This is a genomic window from Flaviramulus sp., assembly GCF_982512915.1.
Window position 1 is genome coordinate 20,384 of the sequence record NZ_CEWOCJ010000016.1, and the last position, 17,575, is coordinate 37,958.

The window sequence follows — 17,575 nt, forward strand, 5'->3', positions numbered from 1 at the left end:
AAGACAACTAAACTAAATATTATGTCAGAATCAAAAGAAAAGAAATCAATACTTAAAAAAATAATAGCCATAGTTTTAGGTTTTGGCCCGGGTATTTTTGCTATTGGATATACTATTGGTACAGGTAGTGTAACATCTATGATTGTTGCAGGAAGTCAGTTTAATATGCAATTATTATGGGTATTATTATTAAGCTGTCTTTTCTCAGGAATTTTAATGTTTGTTTATGGTAATTATGCATTAATTACAGGCGAAACAGCGCTTTATGGTTTTAAAAAACATTTAAAGTACGGTAAAGCGTTAGCCATTTTAATCATAATTGGAATTACGTTTGGGCAATGGAATTCCTTAATGGGTATTTTAGGTATTTCTTCCAATATCATTTATGAAATATTAGCAGTTAATTTTGATGGATTAAGTGGTGCTAAATATGAAACTGTTTTAATAACAGCTATTATAATAATGGTTGTTTTTTACTTATTAATGTTGGTTGGTAAATATACTTTTTTTGAGAAAGTCCTAGTCATATTTGTAACATTAATGGGGCTTTCATTTGTGTTATCGTTGTGTTTTGTGCAGCCACTTTCTATAGATGTTGTTAAAGGATTATTACCATCTATTCCAGATGTGCCGGACGGTAAAATGTTGGTTGCTGCATTTGTTGGTACCACTATGGCAGCGGCAACGTTTCTATCACGCCCATTATTTGTAAAAGGTAAAGGTTGGACAATCAAAAATTTAGACCAGCAAAAGAAAGATTCAATAACAGCTGCCATATTAATATTTGTTATTAGTGGAACTATAATGGCTGTTGCTGCAGGTGCTTTATTTTATGAAGGTAAAGTTGTTACACAGGTATTAGATATGGCAAATACTTTAGAACCAGTTGCAGGTAAATGGGCAGTTACAATTTTCTTTTTTGGAGCTTTAAGTGCAGGTTTATCTTCTATTTTTCCGTGTTTGTTGATAGCGCCATTATTGGTAGCCGATTATCAATCTGGGGAATTAGATACCAATTCAAAACAATTTAGAATCATCACTTTTGTAGCCTGTTTAGTAGCTTTAATTGGGCCAGCATTTGGTGGAAACCCAATAGAAATACAGATTTTATCTCAAGTTTTTAATGTCTTTATTTTACCTCTTGTAGTGTTAGGTATCATTTTAATGATAAATAATAAAAAAATTATGAAAGATTACAAAACCAGTATTTGGGTGAATGTTGGATTATTTGCGGCCTTATTTTTCTCTTGTGTAGTTTCTTACACTGGAGTTTTAGGCATAATGACAAAATATTTTTAATATTTAGTTAATATAAATAAAGTAATTATATACAAACTGGAATTCAATATATAGGCTTTCAAAAAAGTTAAAAAAATGATGAAGGCATATTTTAAATAATTAATATGAACACAAAAATGAAACTTAATAACTTAGGAATGAATAAAATAAATTTTAAATCAATTGTACTGCTTTTAGTTCTTAGTTTTTTCATTACGCTAAATAGCTGTAAAAATGAAACTAAAGAATCAAACAAAAAAGAATTAGAAGAAACCGTCTACGCAAGTGATATTATTCCATTTTTTGATCATTGGAAATTAATTTTAGGTGATGGTTCAAATGCTGGTATTGCAAATAATTTTGAGAACAAAGATTTCTTTTATACCGCAAATGATGGTAATAGCGATTGGATCGTTTTTAAGGCTCCTAATGGTGGAGACACTCATGGAACTTCAAATAATACAAGAACTGAATTAGCGCAAATAAAAAAATGGTATCCAAAAACTGCTGATGATAAATTGACAGCGACACTTAAAGTAATGAATGTGTCAGCTACTGGTGATGCTCGGGTAGCTGCTTCGTACGCAGTTGTGGTAGGTCAAATTCATAGTGCAGATAAACATGAAAACGAACCGCTTAAAATATTTTACAAAAAATTTCCTGGTCATACCAAAGGTTCAGTTTTTTGGCATTATGAAATCAATACAGCAGGCGATGACAATTCTGGAAGATGGGATTATTCCTCGGCTGTTTGGGGTAATGACTTTTCTGTTGTTGGAACTGAAGTAAACACCTATCCCAAAGAACCTGAAGACGGTATTGCATTAGGTGAAGAATTTAGTTATGAAATCGAAGTTAAGGATGGTATTATGAGCTTAAAATTTACTAGCAAAGGTCATGAAGCCAAAACGTTTACAAAAAACTTAATCGAATCAGAATACACAACATCTACAGATATACCGGAACAAACGCAAAAATTATTTGTACCAATTGGTCAAGACGGAGTAGAACGAACAAATGCTTACGCTGGGGAAGGTTGTTTTTTTAAACTTGGTGCTTACAATCAAACCAATGGAAAGTCTCCAGAAATAAATAAAAACTGGTGCTCAGGTGCTGAAACGCATGGAGGTGATATAAAAAAACAATATGAAGACGGAAACTATGCTGAAGTGTGGTTTAAAGCCGCAAGTATATCTGTAAGTACTGATGCCGTGTCCAATGAGGGCTATTTTACCAAAAATGATTAAAGCAATTATTCTGAAATAGCTTTTGAATGAACTACGGATTCTTCATTAAAAGTGAATAAATAAACCACTTAAATTAAGTTATTATAAAACAAAAGAGATATTAATCTTTGTGCGCTTTATTAGTTGTAATTTCTTTTTGGTTAAAAATTAAAACTGACACAGGTGTTTCCGCTTTTGGAGTAGTCACATTAAATGGACAAGAATTAGTTATCGTTTCTTATTTATAAGAATATGTTATTTCATGCATTATGAATTGATATTTTTTTTTAATATTTCAACGCTCAGAATTTTATCTTTTCAATAAAAAGTCTTTTTTAAAGGATATCCAATCAAGTTTCTTTCTTTCTAATAATATATCATACTAAAAAAAAAGATAGTTATAATAAGTTTTTGATTTGTTATGTAAAAAGATCTTTTCCATCAATATAATTTATTTCTTTCATAAGCTAACGTAAAAAATTTTTGTTATAACATTTTTTTAACATATATTTGGTGTACCAATCTGGATAACCAATCTGGAATACCAATAAAAAAACTAATTAAACTAAATATTTATGATTTTAAACTACTTATCTAGCAACTAATTATTAACTCCTCGAAAACAAGATGTTTTCAAAATAAATTAAAGCAATTAACTAAATAAAATGACAAATGAATTTAAAAACTAAACTAACTTTAGTGCTATTATTGATATTTAATATATCATTATTTGCACAAGATGGATATCAATTATCCGGTACGGTATCAGATGAGGCTAATGTGCCTATACCTGGTGTCAACGTAATTATTGCTAATACCTCAACAGGTACGGCAACAGATTTCGATGGAAATTTCCAAATCAATGTAAAAAGTGGAGATGTACTTAAATTTTCATTTTTAGGTTATGTTTCTAAATCTGTTACAATAACTGGTCAAACAACACTTGATGTTGTTTTGGTAGAAGATGCAGCCAAACTTGACGAAGTTGTAGTAGTTGGTTATGGTACGCGTAAAAAATCACACTTAACTGGAGCCATAGCTCAAATTGGTGGTGGAGAAGTAGCAGCTATACAAGCGGCTCGTGTTGACGATGCATTAGCAGGTAAGTTGCCAGGTGTTTTAATTCAAAATCAAAGTGGAGAGCCTGGAGCAGATCCAAAAATTCAAATTAGAGCAGCTTCATCACTTTCGGGTGATTCAAGTCCACTAATTGTTGTTGATGGTTACCCTATTTCAGGAAGTTTAGCTACAGTTAATCCAAACGATATAGAAAGCTTAGAAGTATTAAAAGATGCAGCTTCCGCCGCTATTTATGGTTCTAGAGGAGCAAATGGTGTTATTTTGGTAACCACTAAAAAAGGAAAATCAGGTAAGGTTTCATTTAGCTATAATGCCTACACAAGTACTTCTAGTAAATATATTAAAGATATTGAAATGCTTAAAACTGCTGGAGAATGGGCAGCGGAGTTACAGACAGATGCTTATGATCTTTCTGAGATTAACCCAGGTTTATTAAATTATAGACTAGATGCCTATGCAAATGCTCCAGATGTAGTGAGTATGGAAGATTTTCTTTTCCGAAATGGTAATACGCAGAGTCATGATTTTAGTGTGGCTGGAGGTAGTGATGATGTAAAAATCTTTGCTTCAATTGGTTATTTAAGTACCGATGGTATTGCAATTAAGCAAGATTTTGAAAGATATAATGCACGTTTGAATGTTGATGCAAATTTGAATGACAAGTTTAAGGCTGGATTGAGTTTGAATGCTAACTATAGTCTTCAGAATAGTATCCCTCATGATTTGAGAGACCTTTTGAGAGCATACAGCATAAGTCCTATTTATCATACTCAAGCCTCAATTGATTTTGTTCAGCAATTGGATGCAAACAGACAAGCATTATTTAATTCAGGATTTACAGGAAATAATATTGGTAGAACATTTGACCGAGATTATAGAGGTAATGGTCTCGACCCAACAAGTATATACGATTTACAACCAGGTGATGTTGTTCACGATTGGCAATATGGTAGAAATCAAAATGGTATTGGTGGAACCGGAGATGCTGGTGTAGCATCTAAAATTGACAATGCAGAATTATGGCAAAAAACATATTTTGGCAATATGAACTCTTATTTACAATATAGCATCATAGATGGGTTAGATATAAAAACCGTTTTTGGAGCAGATATGAGAGATACTCAAGATTACTATTATCAAGGTGTTTTGGCAGATGGTCAACAACGTTCTAATCAATCCGATTTAAATATATCAAATATAAAGGTATCTACTGTACTAAGTGAAACCACTTTAAATTATGCAAAAGTATTTGCTGATAAACATGATGTATCTGCTGTAGTTGGAATGGAATTTCAAAATACTTATATAAAGGGACTTCAATCAAGTGGAACAAATGTACCATTTGGATTGCCTATAAACTATAATCAATTTAGTCCTGCTGATGTAATATCTCAAGAGATAGATGAAACTCAATCAAGACGAAGTGTTTTTGGTAGAGTAAACTATGCTTTTGATGATAAATATTTGATATCCTTGTCAGTTAGAAGAGATGGTGATTCTCGTTTCGGGGCTAATCAGAGATATGCAACATTTCCAGCACTTTCGGTAGGTTGGAATGTACATAAAGAATCGTTTTTAGCAGACAGTGATGCATTGAGTTTATTAAAACTAAGGTTTAGTACAGGTTCTTTAGGAACAACTTCTTTCTTAGGGTCTTATCAAGCATTAAGTATTTTAGGTACAACACCAACTGCTTTCGGTAATGGATTTCTTATTCCGCAAGATGTAGCAAATCCAGACTTAACTTGGCAAACTAATACAGAGACAAACTTTGGTGCAGATTTTGGTATAAAAAATAACCGTTTTAGATTAAGTGTAGACTATTACACATCTGATATTGAAGATATGTTAATTAATCAAAGTGTTCCTGAGGTTATTGGTACACCTTCAATAATACTTAATCGTGGTAATATTACGAGTTCTGGTTTAGAATTAGAATTAAACGCAAACATTATACAAAAGGATGATTTTTCTTGGAGTATGAGTGCCAACTTATCTACAGTTAATCAAGAAATTACTAGCTTAGGTGCTCTTGATGAACTTCCTCGTACAGTTTACGGTGGACCGAGTGGTAGAGGTCCGGAATTTAGAAATTATGTAGGTGGAGAACTTGGTGAAATGTGGGGTTATGCAGTTACTGGAGAGGTTGAAACAATCCACATAGCAGATCCATCAAGAAATATTGGATTTGGCAGTTCAGAATGGTATGTTGTAGATCAAAACGGTGATGGTCAAATTACTTATGAAGGTGATTATGTGAAGCTAGGGTCAGCTACTCCAGATTTTTATTGGGGAATGTCAAGTAATATGAATTATAAGAATTTTGATTTCTCGTTCCAGTTTCAAGGGTCTCAAGGTGCCGAAGTTTACAATATCGATCCAATTTATTGGAAATCACAATTTGGAGGTAGGTTAAGATCTAGTTTTGATGCTAATGATGATGGTATAGCCGATGCTACTGGAAGGTTTTACGAAGAAACTAGAAATGCACATGGTTCAGGTATTCAAGACGCATCTTATATAGCTTTAAGAAACTTAACTTTAGGTTATACCCTTAAGCCAGAATGGGTTAGTAAAGCAGGTATTGGCTCTCTGAGGGTTTATTTAGCAGCTACCAATTTGTTGTATATCATGGGAGACAATTATACTTCATTTAACCCTGAAGGTGTAGAGACTACAAATGGAGGTTATTTAGGACCTACAACTTACGGTTACCAAGAAGGTGCAAGCCCGATTGTTAGAAGTTTTACGTTCGGTTTAAATGTTAATTTTTAATTAAGAAATAATGAAAAATATATTTATAGTATTAGTATCTATGTTGCTGATAACAGCGTGTGATAACGATTTGGATCAATCACCACCAAAAGAGATTGAAGCTAGTAATTTGTCGGATTTTACAGGTGTTTTAAATGCAGCATATCAATACCAAACTGGTACCCCAACACCTTTAGCAGTAATGGGCGATTTTAGGGCTGACAATATGCTTATGGATGAAGAACCATACCCAGCTTTTGATAGATTTAATTCAGATTTAGCAGGTGGAGATTTAGTAGAGCAATTTTTTCGTCCGTTTTATAGTAATTTGTACAAATCTATATTAAGTGCAAATAATATAATTAATAATTCAGATGATGCTACTGAAGTCGCAGAAGCACAATTTTTAAGAGCACTGTCTTACTTTAAACTTGTTATGGTTTTTGGTGATGTGCCAGTAAATTTAGTTGCTGCACCTAGCACAGAAGATTTGTCTATTTTTACCAAACAACCAGCTGCTGATGTTTACAATAACATAATAATTCCAGACTTGCAAGCGGCAATAGCAGGTTTAGATAATTCTGGATTAGCAAGTAGACGTGCAACTAAAATTGCAGCTCAAGGATTTCTTGGAAAAGTTTACATGCACAGGGGTAATTTTCCTAATGCTGTAACACAACTAGGTGCCGTTGTTAGCGGAGCCGCAGCGGCTGGAGTTAGTTTAGAAAGTGACTTTGCTAATGTTGTGAATGATGGAAGTTCAGAAATTATTTTTTCAACCCAAATGTCAACTTCTATTCCAGATGAATATGACCCAGCAACTGAATTTGTAGGATGGTTTGTTGGAAATGACACAAAATCTCGTACGCCTTTAGATCCAAGATTAACGGCTGCTTTTGATGCTAGTTCAGCCATGGGTGGAGGTACAGATTTAAGGAAAGCGTTGACTATTGACGTGGTAAATATTAGAGGTGTAAAATATACTGGAGGTCTTGAACAAGACTGGATAGAAATGAGATTATCGGATGTTATTCTGTTGTATGCTGAAGCATTGAATGAAACTAGTGCTCCAGCAGCCACAGTACTTCCTTTATTAGATCCTATAAGAACTAGAGCTGGTTTAAATAGCTTAAGTGGTACAATAAGTTCACAAGCTGAGATTAGAACAGCGATTGCTAATGAAAGACGAGTAGAATTGGCTTTAGAAGGTCATAGATGGTTTGATTTAGTAAGAACAGGAACCGTTGATGCTGAAATGGGACAAACAATTAACCCTAATTATTATGTGTTTCCAATTCCAAACTCAGAAATTCTAGCATCTAATGGGGTGATTACTCAAAATCCTGGTTACTAAAATTTAATAAGAATAGTAATAAATTTAGAGTTAGTTTTGTTTTTTAGGTTAACCGACTTGAGTACTATAGTCGGTTAACCTTTTTTAATTTTATATTATTACTAAAGTTTGTTTTTTAAGTGATTTAATTTTAATAATTTCGTGAACCAATCTGGTGCGCCAATTAAATTTTGCTTATTTATATGAATTTAGATATTCTCTCAAAAAATGAAAGTCAAGAAATTACCAGCCGAGTTAAAAAACTAATCTCTCAAATAAGCGAATTAATAAGTCAAAAACATTTACAACCAGGAGATAAATTACCGGCAGAACGCATACTAGCAGAAAAGTTTAATGTAAGTAGAAGAAGTGTTAGAGTAGCAATTCTAAAACTAGAATCTTATGGTATTTTAATATCTAAGCCACAAAGCGGAACATTTGTCGCAAACATAGGAACTGTTGCTATGCATGGAATGGTTGAAGATATATTGAGTCTTGGAATGCCTAATTTCAAATCTTTGGTTGAAACAAGAATTTTATTAGAATTGAAAGCTGTAAGATTAGCAGCATTAAGACGAACCGAAGAAGATTTAGTTAGGATTAAAAAAGCATTAGATGCTCATGAGACTAAATTATTATCAGGTAAAGATGCCGTGCAAGAAGATTTGTTATTTCACTTAGCAATTGCTAAAGCTAGTGGTAACGTGACTATGAATCAGATTATGATTGGTATTACACCTCAAATCATTGTCGATTTCAAAAAGTACCATACTGATTATGATAGATTAGATGAATTAAGAATAAAAGAACACGCAGATATTTTTAAAGCCATTAAAGATGAAAATCCGCAATTAGCAAAAAGTAAAATGAAAGAGCATTTTAAATTGTTGTACGAGTATTGCGGTGATATTAAACAATAAAAATTTTAATTTGTCAGTATTTAATTTCATAGTTTTAGTATGAAATCATGCAAATTAGAATAGACAAGATGATAATTCTCAAATTAAAATAATCTGAACCCAATTAGTATAAAATAATACGAAATTTCAATAAATAATAGTCGGTACACCTATGTATAAAGGTTATACGCTAATAGTATGCGACCATTGAAAAAAATAGATATATACCATGAAAAATAATAATAAATTAATAGGAAAAAACATTCTCATTACAGCAGGTGCGCAAGGTATTGGTGAATCAATTACCCGCCATTTTATTGACAATGGAGCCAACGTGGCAATACATTATTTTTCTAGTGCCGATACTGCGAACCAATTAGTAGATTACGCTACAAGCAAAGGACAAAAAGCAGTTGCAATAAGTGGAGACCTAACAAAGGAAGCTGATGCAAATGTAATGGTCAAAAAAACAGTAGAAACTTTGGGTAGTCTGGATATACTAATAAACAATGCAGGTTCACTTGTTGCTCGTAAAATGCTTAGCGAAATGGAAGCCGAGTTTTGGCACAAAGTAATGGATATTAACCTAACATCCATGATGTATGTGACAAGAGCGGCAGCTCCTTATCTCGCAGAAAATGACAACAGCAGTATAGTTAATTTGGCTTCACTTGCTGGTCGTAAAGGCGGTCATCCTGGGTCATTGGTTTATTCTACCAGTAAAGGTGCCATACTAACATTTACAAGAGCACTCTCTACAGAATTGGGAGCACAAGGTACTCGTGTTAATGCCGTTGCTCCAGGTTTAATCCTAGGAACTTCATTTCACAATACACATACTACTAAAGAATCAGCAGCTGCAACAACCGCTGGGATTCCAATACAACGAGCAGGTAATGCAAATGATGTTGCTAGAGCTGTATTATATCTAGCTTCAGAATATGATGGCTTTATTACTGGTGCTACCCTTGACATCAATGGCGGTGTTTACAATATGTAATTATTCTTTAAATTGTTTGCTATTAAGCGATATAATATTAAACATTTAGTGCTATTTATCTTCTTGTGTTTAATTTCACTTATTATCCTAAGATGAATTTATTCTAAAAAACTTCGGTAATAGTAACAACAATTATCGAAGCGCTTGACCGTTCAGGCCATTTTTAGCAAATTGTAACGGCTAATGAATAACAAGGTGAGTTGAGCGTTAGCAAAGAAATAAACTTGGTAATATGGCAATTGCTATAAGTCCAGGAATCTTGCTTTTACTTTAATTCTGAACTGCTTTTGGGCTGAATTATTTTTGTTGTTTTTTAGTAATTATTTCTGGTATTATTTTTTTTTAAATGAAGTGAGAAAAACAAAACGATTTCAAACTAATATAAAACATAATAAGTTTACCTTTAATTTAATTAATAGTTTGTTTTATTGTTGTCTAATACTTCCAGATACGCCATCACTTTTATTTATCTTTTCTGGATTTCCGTAATACTTTATTTCCCCACCACTAGTTGCGTTTGCAGTTAATTCTTTATAGGTGTTTATTGTGATGTTTGCTCCACTTGTTGCTCTAACATCACTGGATTCTGATATTAAATCTGCAGCTTTTATATCACTACCACTTGTTGCTTGTGCAATTAATTTTGTCGTTTTTCCTGATAATGTTATATCACTTCCGCTAGTCGAACTGCAATCTACAAAAGAGGTGTTTATATCTAATGTCATATCACTTCCGCTAGTTGATTTCAAAGTTAAAGATTTAGTAGTAATAGTATTTGTGGCATACAAATCACTTCCGCTTGTAGTTATTATACTTGAAATGTTTTTAAAAATTATATGAACTTTTTTTGCTGAAGCGTACCCGATATTTTCTTTTGTGTGAATTCTTAAAACACCATCTTCTATGTCAGTCATTATTAATTCTTGTATGTTTTCATCTGCCTCAACAGTAATACTTTCAGTACTTCCTTGTGTTATATACACATCTAAACCTTCAGTGGCTTTAATAGCCGAAAATTGTTTAGTAGCTCTATCTACTGTAATAACTTCGCCATTGCCTCTCACACCATGATTTAGGTTAAGATCAAAATTACATGAAAACAAGGTTAAGGTTAATACAGCTGTTATAACAATTTTAATTAGTGTTGTCATAATTATTTTTTTTGATTGATTTAAAGGTTTAATTTAGTTTAGGCATTTGATGATCAAAACTCAGAACTCTTTTAAGTTTCCACCGGTTATCTTCAATAAGCCACAAACTTGAGAATTTTGCATAACTACCAGCTGTTTCACTCCCTTCAAAAGTTTCAAAAAATCTGTGTTTTCCGTTTTGTATAGCTCCGTAAAGTTTGCCATTATCATAAAGAGGATAAACTTCTAAACTACCTTTTATTAGTTCTCTTCTGGCTTTATATGGGTTTGTTTTTCCACATAAACCATTATTCATAGATTCAATAAAGCTTTCTTTAGAATTTGTTAAACCAGAAATATCATGATAAAACTCAAAATCTTCAGAAATTAAATTGTCTAAGTGTTCTGTTTTACATTCATTAAAGGCTTCATCAAACAGCAAACTATCTTTTACTTTAAGGGCTCTAAATAATTCTGAATCCTCATTTATTTGAGCTAGTAATGGATTTGTTACTCCAAAACAAATAATTAAAAATAGTATTATTTTATTTTTAAACTGATACATTTTTTGATTGATTTAATTATTGGTTCAAATATCCATATTCTAGTTATTGATGAGTAACTTAAATACCTGAACTGTTATTTGTTTATGATGAATTGTTAATTATCTGTTTTAATTTCAATACCATTCGAGTCAATATTAACCTTCACATCCTCAGATTCAGCTTTAATACCTTGGTTATCAATTTTTAAGTTACCATCTTCAGATTTAATTTCTATACCTTTACTGTTTATTTTTAAGCCTTCAGTTTTTATATCAACTTTAAAATCTTCTTCAGGACAATCCAAACATTCCGATTCATCAAAAAGGATTTTCATAAAATGGTTTGTATTTTCATTTGAAACAATGTTGCCATAATAATTTTGATAGGTTAAGTAAGATTTTGCACTATTATTGAAATATACTATAGAGTTTTCAGGTAAATATAAGATGATGTTTATTTGTTGATTACTAAACTTATTTTCGGTACTAGTTGTTAAATAAGAGTTTAGTAATAAAGTGTTTTCTCTAAAATCAAAGTTATAATTTATGTTTTTTGCACGTTCAATTGCTGCTTCGTAACTTCTTCCATCGGCACTTTTTTCAATAGCTATTTTAGCTAGAGAATCAGTAGTGGATTTTACAATAATATCAATATCTGATGCATATATTATTTTAGTACCGTTTTCATCATGTGCAAGTTTAAAACCATTATGTCTGTAAAAGTTTTGACTAAAATTATCGTTACTAACCATTTTTACCATTAAAGTATCAGAAGCTCTTATTGGTAATTCTGTTTTTACAATATGTTTTTCATCAAAAGCATGTTCGCTAGCTTGTCTTATTCCCACTACGATTAATGAAATTATTGAGATTAACCATAACCCTAATAGGGTGAATTTTGCAATATTACCAATAGATTTTAAGTTGTTAATTAGAATTTTTAATCCTAAATAGAACAAGAAAAAGAATGGAATACCAAGTGCAAAAAATGTTAAAAGAGATACAAGCCATATTGGCGTATTGCCAGCATTAACTATATCTAACAAGTCTAATCCTGGGATATGAATAATATCTACAACACCCACTGATAGTAGCCCTATAATTAATCCTAACAAAGTAGATGCTCCTACTATTATCAGTATTATTCCTACAAACTTCGCAAATACTTTAAAGAAAAACATAATAACATCAGCTATGGTATCAAAAAAGGTTTTTGATGATGATTTTATGGTATTGCTTTGTTTCTTAAAATCCACATTTTTTGCAGCATTTGATACAGAATCCGTTACATTTTTAGCAACGTTACTAACGGTTTCTGATACATTTTCAAAACCATCTTTAATCTTTTTTTCTATGTTGCTAATGTTAACAGGTTCTCCTGTCATCATTATTTTTTCGGCAGTAGTTTTAGCTTCAGGTACTAAAATCCAAAGTAAGATGTATAGTAAAATACCTGTTCCAGCTCCAAAAATTAATAAAACCCAAGCTAAACGAATCCATAAAGCATCAACACCAAAATAATGTGCTAATCCAGATGAAACACCACCAACGTATGAGTTGTCCGTATCTCTAAATAATTTTCTAGACGATTGTGTTGATGTTGATTTTTTTGAATAAGACGTATAAGTTTCATCTTCAAAAATTTCGTCATCAACCAAATAATCTTCAGGTTGACCCATTATAGATATTACTTCATCTACTTCTTTAATTCGTATAACTTGTTTATGGTTTTGTACGCGCTCTGTAAAAAGTTCTGCTATACGCGCTTCTATATCTGCAATAATTTCAGATTGACCTTGAGAGTCAGTGAATGAACGTTTTATAGCCTCAAGATAGCGTTGCAATTTTAGGTAAGCATCTTCATCAATATGAAAAAATATACCTGCTAAATTTATGTTGACTGTTTTATTCATTGTTTTGTTGTTTTTTGGCTTGTTACTATGGTTACTGCGTTGTGTAATTCACTCCAAGTGGTGTTTAATTCTTTTAAAAACAGTTTTCCTGTCTCCGTTAAACCGTAATATTTTCTTGGCGGTCCAGAGGTCGATTCTTCCCATCTGTAATTTAAAAGTCCAGCATTTTTAAGTCGTGTAAGTAGCGGATAAATAGTTCCCTCTACTACAAGCAACTTCGCGTCTTTTAGGGTGTCTAAAATTTCTGCTACATAGGCATCTTCATCTTTTAAGACGGATAATATGCAGAACTCTAATACCCCTTTACGCATTTGTGCTTTTGTGTTTTCTATCTTCATGTTCTAAAGCGTTTTAATTTTGTGAAACTGTTCATTTTTTGATTGATTTGATTATTGATGAAATTTTATTTTTTTTGGGTGTTACCCTTTCGGGTCGGGCTTTTCGCTATATCTTTTTTTCGTCCCTCAAAAAAGGATGCAGCAGCAATCCCTAACGCAACCTGTGCTACTTTTTAAGTTGTCATTTTAGAAAATTGATAGTAAATGGATACTTGTAAACCTCGCCATCTCTCGCTTTTAAACTCGCTATAACTATAAAAACTAGCTCAAGAATAAATGCCATAACAGCCAAAACTCCTAAAAAGCCACCTATATATAATAAAGGTGATGGTTTGCCAATATTAATATGAACATCATTAAAACCATTAAAATCAATAAAATCAAAACCATTTAATATTTTAAAAATGAAAAACGGGATGGTTAAAGTTCCTAAAATGATGGCATAAAGCATAATGCTTATCTGGAAATTGATGATTTGTTTACCGTTTGCATCTATAAATTCTGATTTATCTTTATTGGCTATCCATAAAATAACCGGACCAATAAAGTTTCCAAAAGGTATTATAAACCTACTAAAAGTTGATAAATGAATAAAAGTTGCAATGTTTTTTTGATGATTGTTTAGCATAATTTTGAACCGTATAATAATATCCTATACAAATATATGTCTAAAAGAAGGTATTATGTTACACATAGTACTTAAAATTAACATAATTTTAACATTTATAATTTATTTACTCATAAATATTAATCTAAAATCAATAAGGAAGTATGCTTTTAAATGTAAGTATTAGTTTTCCAAATCTTTAAAGTAAATTAAAAAACAAGCCTAGTTTCAGTAAATTAGGATTAGTTTATAAAAGCATTAATTTTTCCCCATAAATCGTTATCAAAACTAGAAAGTGCGAAGTTCTCACCATCGCCTGTATCTCCCATTCTAATAATAACCAATTTTTTACTAGGTACTACATATAATTTTTGATCATCTTTACCTAAAGCGGCATACATGTCATTAGGCGCATTTGGTATTAATTTACCATCAAACTGAAATTGACTTTGTGGTAAACGGTAAGAAGATTTTCCGTTAAGCCACCATAAGTACCCATAAGATTGATTTATGTTTTGGGAGGTATTTGTAGCGTCATTCAAAAAGCTTTCTGGTACAATTTGTGTATTTTCCCACTTACCTTTTGCGAAAATCATCAGTCCAAAACGCGCCATACTTCTAGTGTCACTTCTATAAACGCTTAATCCACCCAAAGAAAACCATGTGCTAGGAAATCCGGACATACCAATTTTATCTCTAAGCTTAGTGTTGAAATAGTTATTCCAAGTTTGGTTACTAGCCTCCGCAATCACATCTTGCATTTTTACATATACATTATGGTACGCCCAACGGGTTCCTGCATCAGATACATATTGAAGATTTGCTGGAGATACATCATCACCTAAAGTGTCGTCTAATCCAGAATTCATCGATAGTAAATTTTTACATGTAATTAAGTCCTCTTTTTCTAACGAGGCACTTGTCCAACCTGTACCTAAATAGTCTGATACTTTATTATTAAGATGTATTAAACCTTCTTCTTGTGCAATGCCAGACATAGCTGTAGTTAGAGTTTTTCCAGCACTTGCCCAGTACCAAGGTAGATTATTAGCATGCCCGTTCATGTAACTTTCGGTTCCTTCAACAATTTTACCATTATAAAGGATTATAAAACTTTTAGTATTTTTTTCTTCAAGAAAATCTAACAGTGGTTGCAATTGGTTTTCATTCCATCCAAGTTCAGATGGTAAAACGGTTTCCCAAGTATCAGAATTTATGGGCGGAAAATAGATAGTATCAGAAATAGGTTCTATTATCGGTTCATTTGATGAACAATTAAAAAGCACTAATACCACAGAAATTGCAATGTAGATTTTAGATTTCATAACTTAGGTTTTCATATTGAGACACAAAAATATAGTAAAGGTTTAATAAAGTCGATCATTTCAAACTCAAAATACTGAATCATTATGTATCTTTGCGCCCTGATTTATATATATTATGCGCACAAAAACTCTTAAAAAGAATAAGATAAATGTTGTAACACTTGGTTGTAGTAAAAATGTTTACGATAGCGAGGTATTGATGGGACAATTGAAAGCCAGTGGTAAAGATGTGGTGCATGAAGAAGAAGGTAATATTGTAGTTATTAATACTTGCGGTTTTATTAATAATGCTAAAGAAGAAAGTGTTAATACTATTCTAGAATATGTGCAAAAAAAGGAAGATGGCGAAGTTGATAAAGTTTTTGTTACAGGCTGTTTAAGTGAACGTTATAAACCAGACTTATTAAAAGAAATCCCTAACGTAGATGAGTATTTTGGTACAACAGAATTACCCGGATTATTAAAAGCTTTAGGTGCCGATTATAAACATGAGCTCATAGGTGAGCGATTAACTACTACACCAAAAAATTATGCATATTTAAAAATTGCTGAAGGGTGCGATAGGCCTTGTTCTTTTTGTGCGATTCCTATCATGAGAGGTAAACACAGAAGCACACCTATTGAGGAACTTGTTACAGAAGCTGAAAAACTAGCCGCTAAAGGTGTAAAAGAATTGGTTTTAATTGCACAAGATTTAACTTATTACGGACTCGATTTATACAAAAAACGAAATCTCGCAGAATTACTTGAAGCTTTAGTTAAAGTAGAAGGTGTTGAGTGGATACGTTTACATTATGCGTTTCCAACAGGATTCCCATTGGATGTTTTAGATGTTATGAAACGCGAACCTAAAATTTGTAATTATTTAGATATTCCATTACAACATATTTCGGATGATCTTTTAAAAAGCATGCGTCGTGGAACTAATAAAGAGAAAACTACTAATTTAATTTATAAATTTAGAGAACTTGTGCCTGAAATGACTATCAGAACCACTTTAATTGTTGGTTATCCTGGTGAAACAGAAGCACATTTTCAAGAGTTAAAAGCTTGGGTTAAAGCGATGCGTTTTGAGCGTCTAGGTTGTTTTACCTATTCTCATGAAGAAAATACGCATGCCTATAATTTAGAAGATGATGTACCTGAAGATGTTAAATTAGAAAGAGCAAATCAAATCATGGAAATTCAATCCCAAATCTCATGGGAATTGAATCAACAAAAAATAGGGAAAGAGTTTAAAGTGGTAATTGATAGAAAAGAAGGTAACTATTTTGTTGGAAGAACAGAGTTTGATTCTCCAGATGTTGATAACGAAGTACTTATTGATGCCACTAAAACCTATTTAAAAACTGGCGAGTTTGCTAAAGTTAAAATAATTGAAGCAGAAGATTTTGATTTATATGCCGATGTTGTAAATTAAAAAATTGGAATGTGATGAGTTTTTTAGATTTTTTAAATAACATCAGTTCCAAACCACTTCGGGTTATAAATGACGCTATTAATAATTCTGATTATGTCCCTTTAGATTTGTCTGAAAACAATTTAGAACTTAATGAAATTGATGTCTTTTCATCCTTTAAATTAGAAAATTATATTACCAATCATATCAAAAATAATAACGGACTTGTTGCTTTTGGAGGTTATTTAGAGACTAGAAATATTTACCGTAGAAGTAACCATTTTAATAATCAAAATCAAGATACCGAGCGTAATATTCATTTAGGAATAGATATTTGGTGGGATGCAGAAACTCCAATTTTTACGCCGCTAGATGCTACCTTACATAGTTTTAAAAATAATACTAATTTTGGAGATTACGGTCCAACAATTATTTTGAAACATCACATTGAGAATCATTTTTTTTATACACTATATGGGCATTTAAGTTTAATGTCTTTAGAAGGATTAGAAATTGGGAAATCTTTTAAAAAAGGAGATCAAATAGCTACTTTGGGTGATGCTAAAATAAATGGAGATTATCCTCCGCACTTACATTTTCAACTTATAAAAGATATTCAAGATTATATTGGAGATTATCCAGGGGTTTGTAGTAAATCTGATTTAGAATTTTATAAAAGTAATTCCCCAGATCCTAATTTGTTATTGAAATTGTAAATTAATAGGGTTCGTTTAACGGTCAAGCATAAA

14 protein-coding genes are annotated in these 17,575 nt (G+C 31.9%); 8 read left to right on the forward strand and 6 right to left on the reverse strand.

Annotation, left to right across the window (positions count from 1 at the left end; translation table 11 throughout):
* Nucleotides 1–21 precede the first annotated feature (21 nt).
* The 6 genes from AC1XJX_RS10630 to AC1XJX_RS10655 all read left to right on the forward strand — a co-directional run bounded on the left by AC1XJX_RS10630 (nucleotide 22) and on the right by AC1XJX_RS10655 (nucleotide 9,570).
* Nucleotides 22–1,299: an Nramp family divalent metal transporter gene (locus tag AC1XJX_RS10630; protein ID WP_482003962.1), complete on the forward strand. Its 1,278-nt coding sequence runs from the start codon at nucleotides 22–24 to the stop codon at nucleotides 1,297–1,299.
* A gap of 137 nt (nucleotides 1,300–1,436) precedes the next feature.
* Nucleotides 1,437–2,525: a polysaccharide lyase family 7 protein gene (locus AC1XJX_RS10635; RefSeq protein WP_482003992.1), complete on the forward strand. Its 1,089-nt coding sequence runs from the start codon at nucleotides 1,437–1,439 to the stop codon at nucleotides 2,523–2,525.
* Nucleotides 2,526–3,176: 651 nt separating this feature from the next.
* A complete protein-coding gene (locus tag AC1XJX_RS10640) occupies nucleotides 3,177–6,359 on the forward strand; it encodes a SusC/RagA family TonB-linked outer membrane protein (protein ID WP_482003963.1) in 3,183 nt (1,060 codons plus the stop codon).
* 10 nt (nucleotides 6,360–6,369) lie between these two features.
* Nucleotides 6,370–7,692 carry a RagB/SusD family nutrient uptake outer membrane protein gene (locus tag AC1XJX_RS10645; RefSeq protein ID WP_482003964.1) on the forward strand — a complete coding sequence of 441 codons (1,323 nt, stop codon included), beginning with the start codon at nucleotides 6,370–6,372 and terminating at the stop codon, nucleotides 7,690–7,692.
* A gap of 182 nt (nucleotides 7,693–7,874) precedes the next feature.
* The gene (locus tag AC1XJX_RS10650; protein WP_482003965.1) at nucleotides 7,875–8,591 is read left to right on the forward strand and encodes a FadR/GntR family transcriptional regulator; all 717 of its coding nucleotides are present in this window, start codon (nucleotides 7,875–7,877) and stop codon (nucleotides 8,589–8,591) included.
* Between the two features lie 208 nt (nucleotides 8,592–8,799).
* Nucleotides 8,800–9,570 (forward strand): SDR family NAD(P)-dependent oxidoreductase, encoded by a 771-nt coding sequence (locus tag AC1XJX_RS10655; RefSeq protein WP_482003966.1) that lies wholly within the window; start codon nucleotides 8,800–8,802, stop codon nucleotides 9,568–9,570.
* Nucleotides 9,571–9,995: 425 nt separating this feature from the next.
* Here the strand turns inward: AC1XJX_RS10655 and AC1XJX_RS10660 are convergent, their stop codons facing one another.
* The 6 genes from AC1XJX_RS10660 to AC1XJX_RS10685 form a co-directional block, all read right to left on the reverse strand.
* Nucleotides 9,996–10,721 carry a head GIN domain-containing protein gene (locus AC1XJX_RS10660; protein ID WP_482003967.1) on the reverse strand — a complete coding sequence of 242 codons (726 nt, stop codon included), beginning with the start codon at nucleotides 10,719–10,721 and terminating at the stop codon, nucleotides 9,996–9,998.
* 28 nt (nucleotides 10,722–10,749) lie between these two features.
* Nucleotides 10,750–11,265 (reverse strand): nuclear transport factor 2 family protein, encoded by a 516-nt coding sequence (locus AC1XJX_RS10665; RefSeq protein ID WP_482003968.1) that lies wholly within the window; start codon nucleotides 11,263–11,265, stop codon nucleotides 10,750–10,752.
* Nucleotides 11,266–11,360: 95 nt separating this feature from the next.
* The gene (locus AC1XJX_RS10670) at nucleotides 11,361–13,157 is read right to left on the reverse strand and encodes a PspC domain-containing protein (protein WP_482003969.1); all 1,797 of its coding nucleotides are present in this window, start codon (nucleotides 13,155–13,157) and stop codon (nucleotides 11,361–11,363) included.
* Nucleotides 13,154–13,495 (reverse strand): PadR family transcriptional regulator, encoded by a 342-nt coding sequence (locus tag AC1XJX_RS10675; protein WP_482003970.1) that lies wholly within the window; start codon nucleotides 13,493–13,495, stop codon nucleotides 13,154–13,156. Before AC1XJX_RS10675 ends, AC1XJX_RS10670 begins: the two co-directional genes overlap by 4 nt.
* Nucleotides 13,496–13,676: 181 nt before the next feature.
* Nucleotides 13,677–14,123 carry a DUF4870 domain-containing protein gene (locus tag AC1XJX_RS10680; protein WP_482003971.1) on the reverse strand — a complete coding sequence of 149 codons (447 nt, stop codon included), beginning with the start codon at nucleotides 14,121–14,123 and terminating at the stop codon, nucleotides 13,677–13,679.
* 221 nt (nucleotides 14,124–14,344) lie between these two features.
* A complete protein-coding gene (locus AC1XJX_RS10685) occupies nucleotides 14,345–15,427 on the reverse strand; it encodes a serine hydrolase domain-containing protein (protein WP_482003972.1) in 1,083 nt (360 codons plus the stop codon).
* Between the two features lie 115 nt (nucleotides 15,428–15,542).
* On the opposite strand from AC1XJX_RS10685, the gene rimO reads away from it, so the two are divergent.
* The gene (rimO, locus tag AC1XJX_RS10690; protein WP_482003973.1) at nucleotides 15,543–16,847 is read left to right on the forward strand and encodes a 30S ribosomal protein S12 methylthiotransferase RimO; all 1,305 of its coding nucleotides are present in this window, start codon (nucleotides 15,543–15,545) and stop codon (nucleotides 16,845–16,847) included.
* 14 nt (nucleotides 16,848–16,861) lie between these two features.
* Entirely contained in the window at nucleotides 16,862–17,542 is a 681-nt protein-coding gene (locus AC1XJX_RS10695) for a peptidoglycan DD-metalloendopeptidase family protein (protein ID WP_482003974.1), read from the forward strand.
* Nucleotides 17,543–17,575: the final 33 nt, after the last annotated feature.

Excerpts from the sequence above, each read along its gene's own strand:
- AC1XJX_RS10660 (WP_482003967.1), bottom strand. The coding sequence starts at position 10,721 with ATGACAACACTAATTAAAATTGTTATAACAGCTGTATTAACCTTAACC.
- AC1XJX_RS10655 (WP_482003966.1), top strand. The coding sequence starts at position 8,800 with ATGAAAAATAATAATAAATTAATAGGAAAAAACATTCTCATTACAGCA.
- AC1XJX_RS10665 (WP_482003968.1), bottom strand. The coding sequence starts at position 11,265 with ATGTATCAGTTTAAAAATAAAATAATACTATTTTTAATTATTTGTTTT.
- AC1XJX_RS10670 (WP_482003969.1), bottom strand. The coding sequence starts at position 13,157 with ATGAATAAAACAGTCAACATAAATTTAGCAGGTATATTTTTTCATATT.
- AC1XJX_RS10645 (WP_482003964.1), top strand. The coding sequence starts at position 6,370 with ATGAAAAATATATTTATAGTATTAGTATCTATGTTGCTGATAACAGCG.
- AC1XJX_RS10695 (WP_482003974.1), top strand. The coding sequence starts at position 16,862 with ATGAGTTTTTTAGATTTTTTAAATAACATCAGTTCCAAACCACTTCGG.
- AC1XJX_RS10630 (WP_482003962.1), top strand. The coding sequence starts at position 22 with ATGTCAGAATCAAAAGAAAAGAAATCAATACTTAAAAAAATAATAGCC.
- AC1XJX_RS10650 (WP_482003965.1), top strand. The coding sequence starts at position 7,875 with ATGAATTTAGATATTCTCTCAAAAAATGAAAGTCAAGAAATTACCAGC.
- AC1XJX_RS10635 (WP_482003992.1), top strand. The coding sequence starts at position 1,437 with ATGAATAAAATAAATTTTAAATCAATTGTACTGCTTTTAGTTCTTAGT.
- AC1XJX_RS10685 (WP_482003972.1), bottom strand. The coding sequence starts at position 15,427 with ATGAAATCTAAAATCTACATTGCAATTTCTGTGGTATTAGTGCTTTTT.
- rimO (WP_482003973.1), top strand. The coding sequence starts at position 15,543 with ATGCGCACAAAAACTCTTAAAAAGAATAAGATAAATGTTGTAACACTT.
- AC1XJX_RS10675 (WP_482003970.1), bottom strand. The coding sequence starts at position 13,495 with ATGAAGATAGAAAACACAAAAGCACAAATGCGTAAAGGGGTATTAGAG.
- AC1XJX_RS10680 (WP_482003971.1), bottom strand. The coding sequence starts at position 14,123 with ATGCTAAACAATCATCAAAAAAACATTGCAACTTTTATTCATTTATCA.
- AC1XJX_RS10640 (WP_482003963.1), top strand. The coding sequence starts at position 3,177 with ATGAATTTAAAAACTAAACTAACTTTAGTGCTATTATTGATATTTAAT.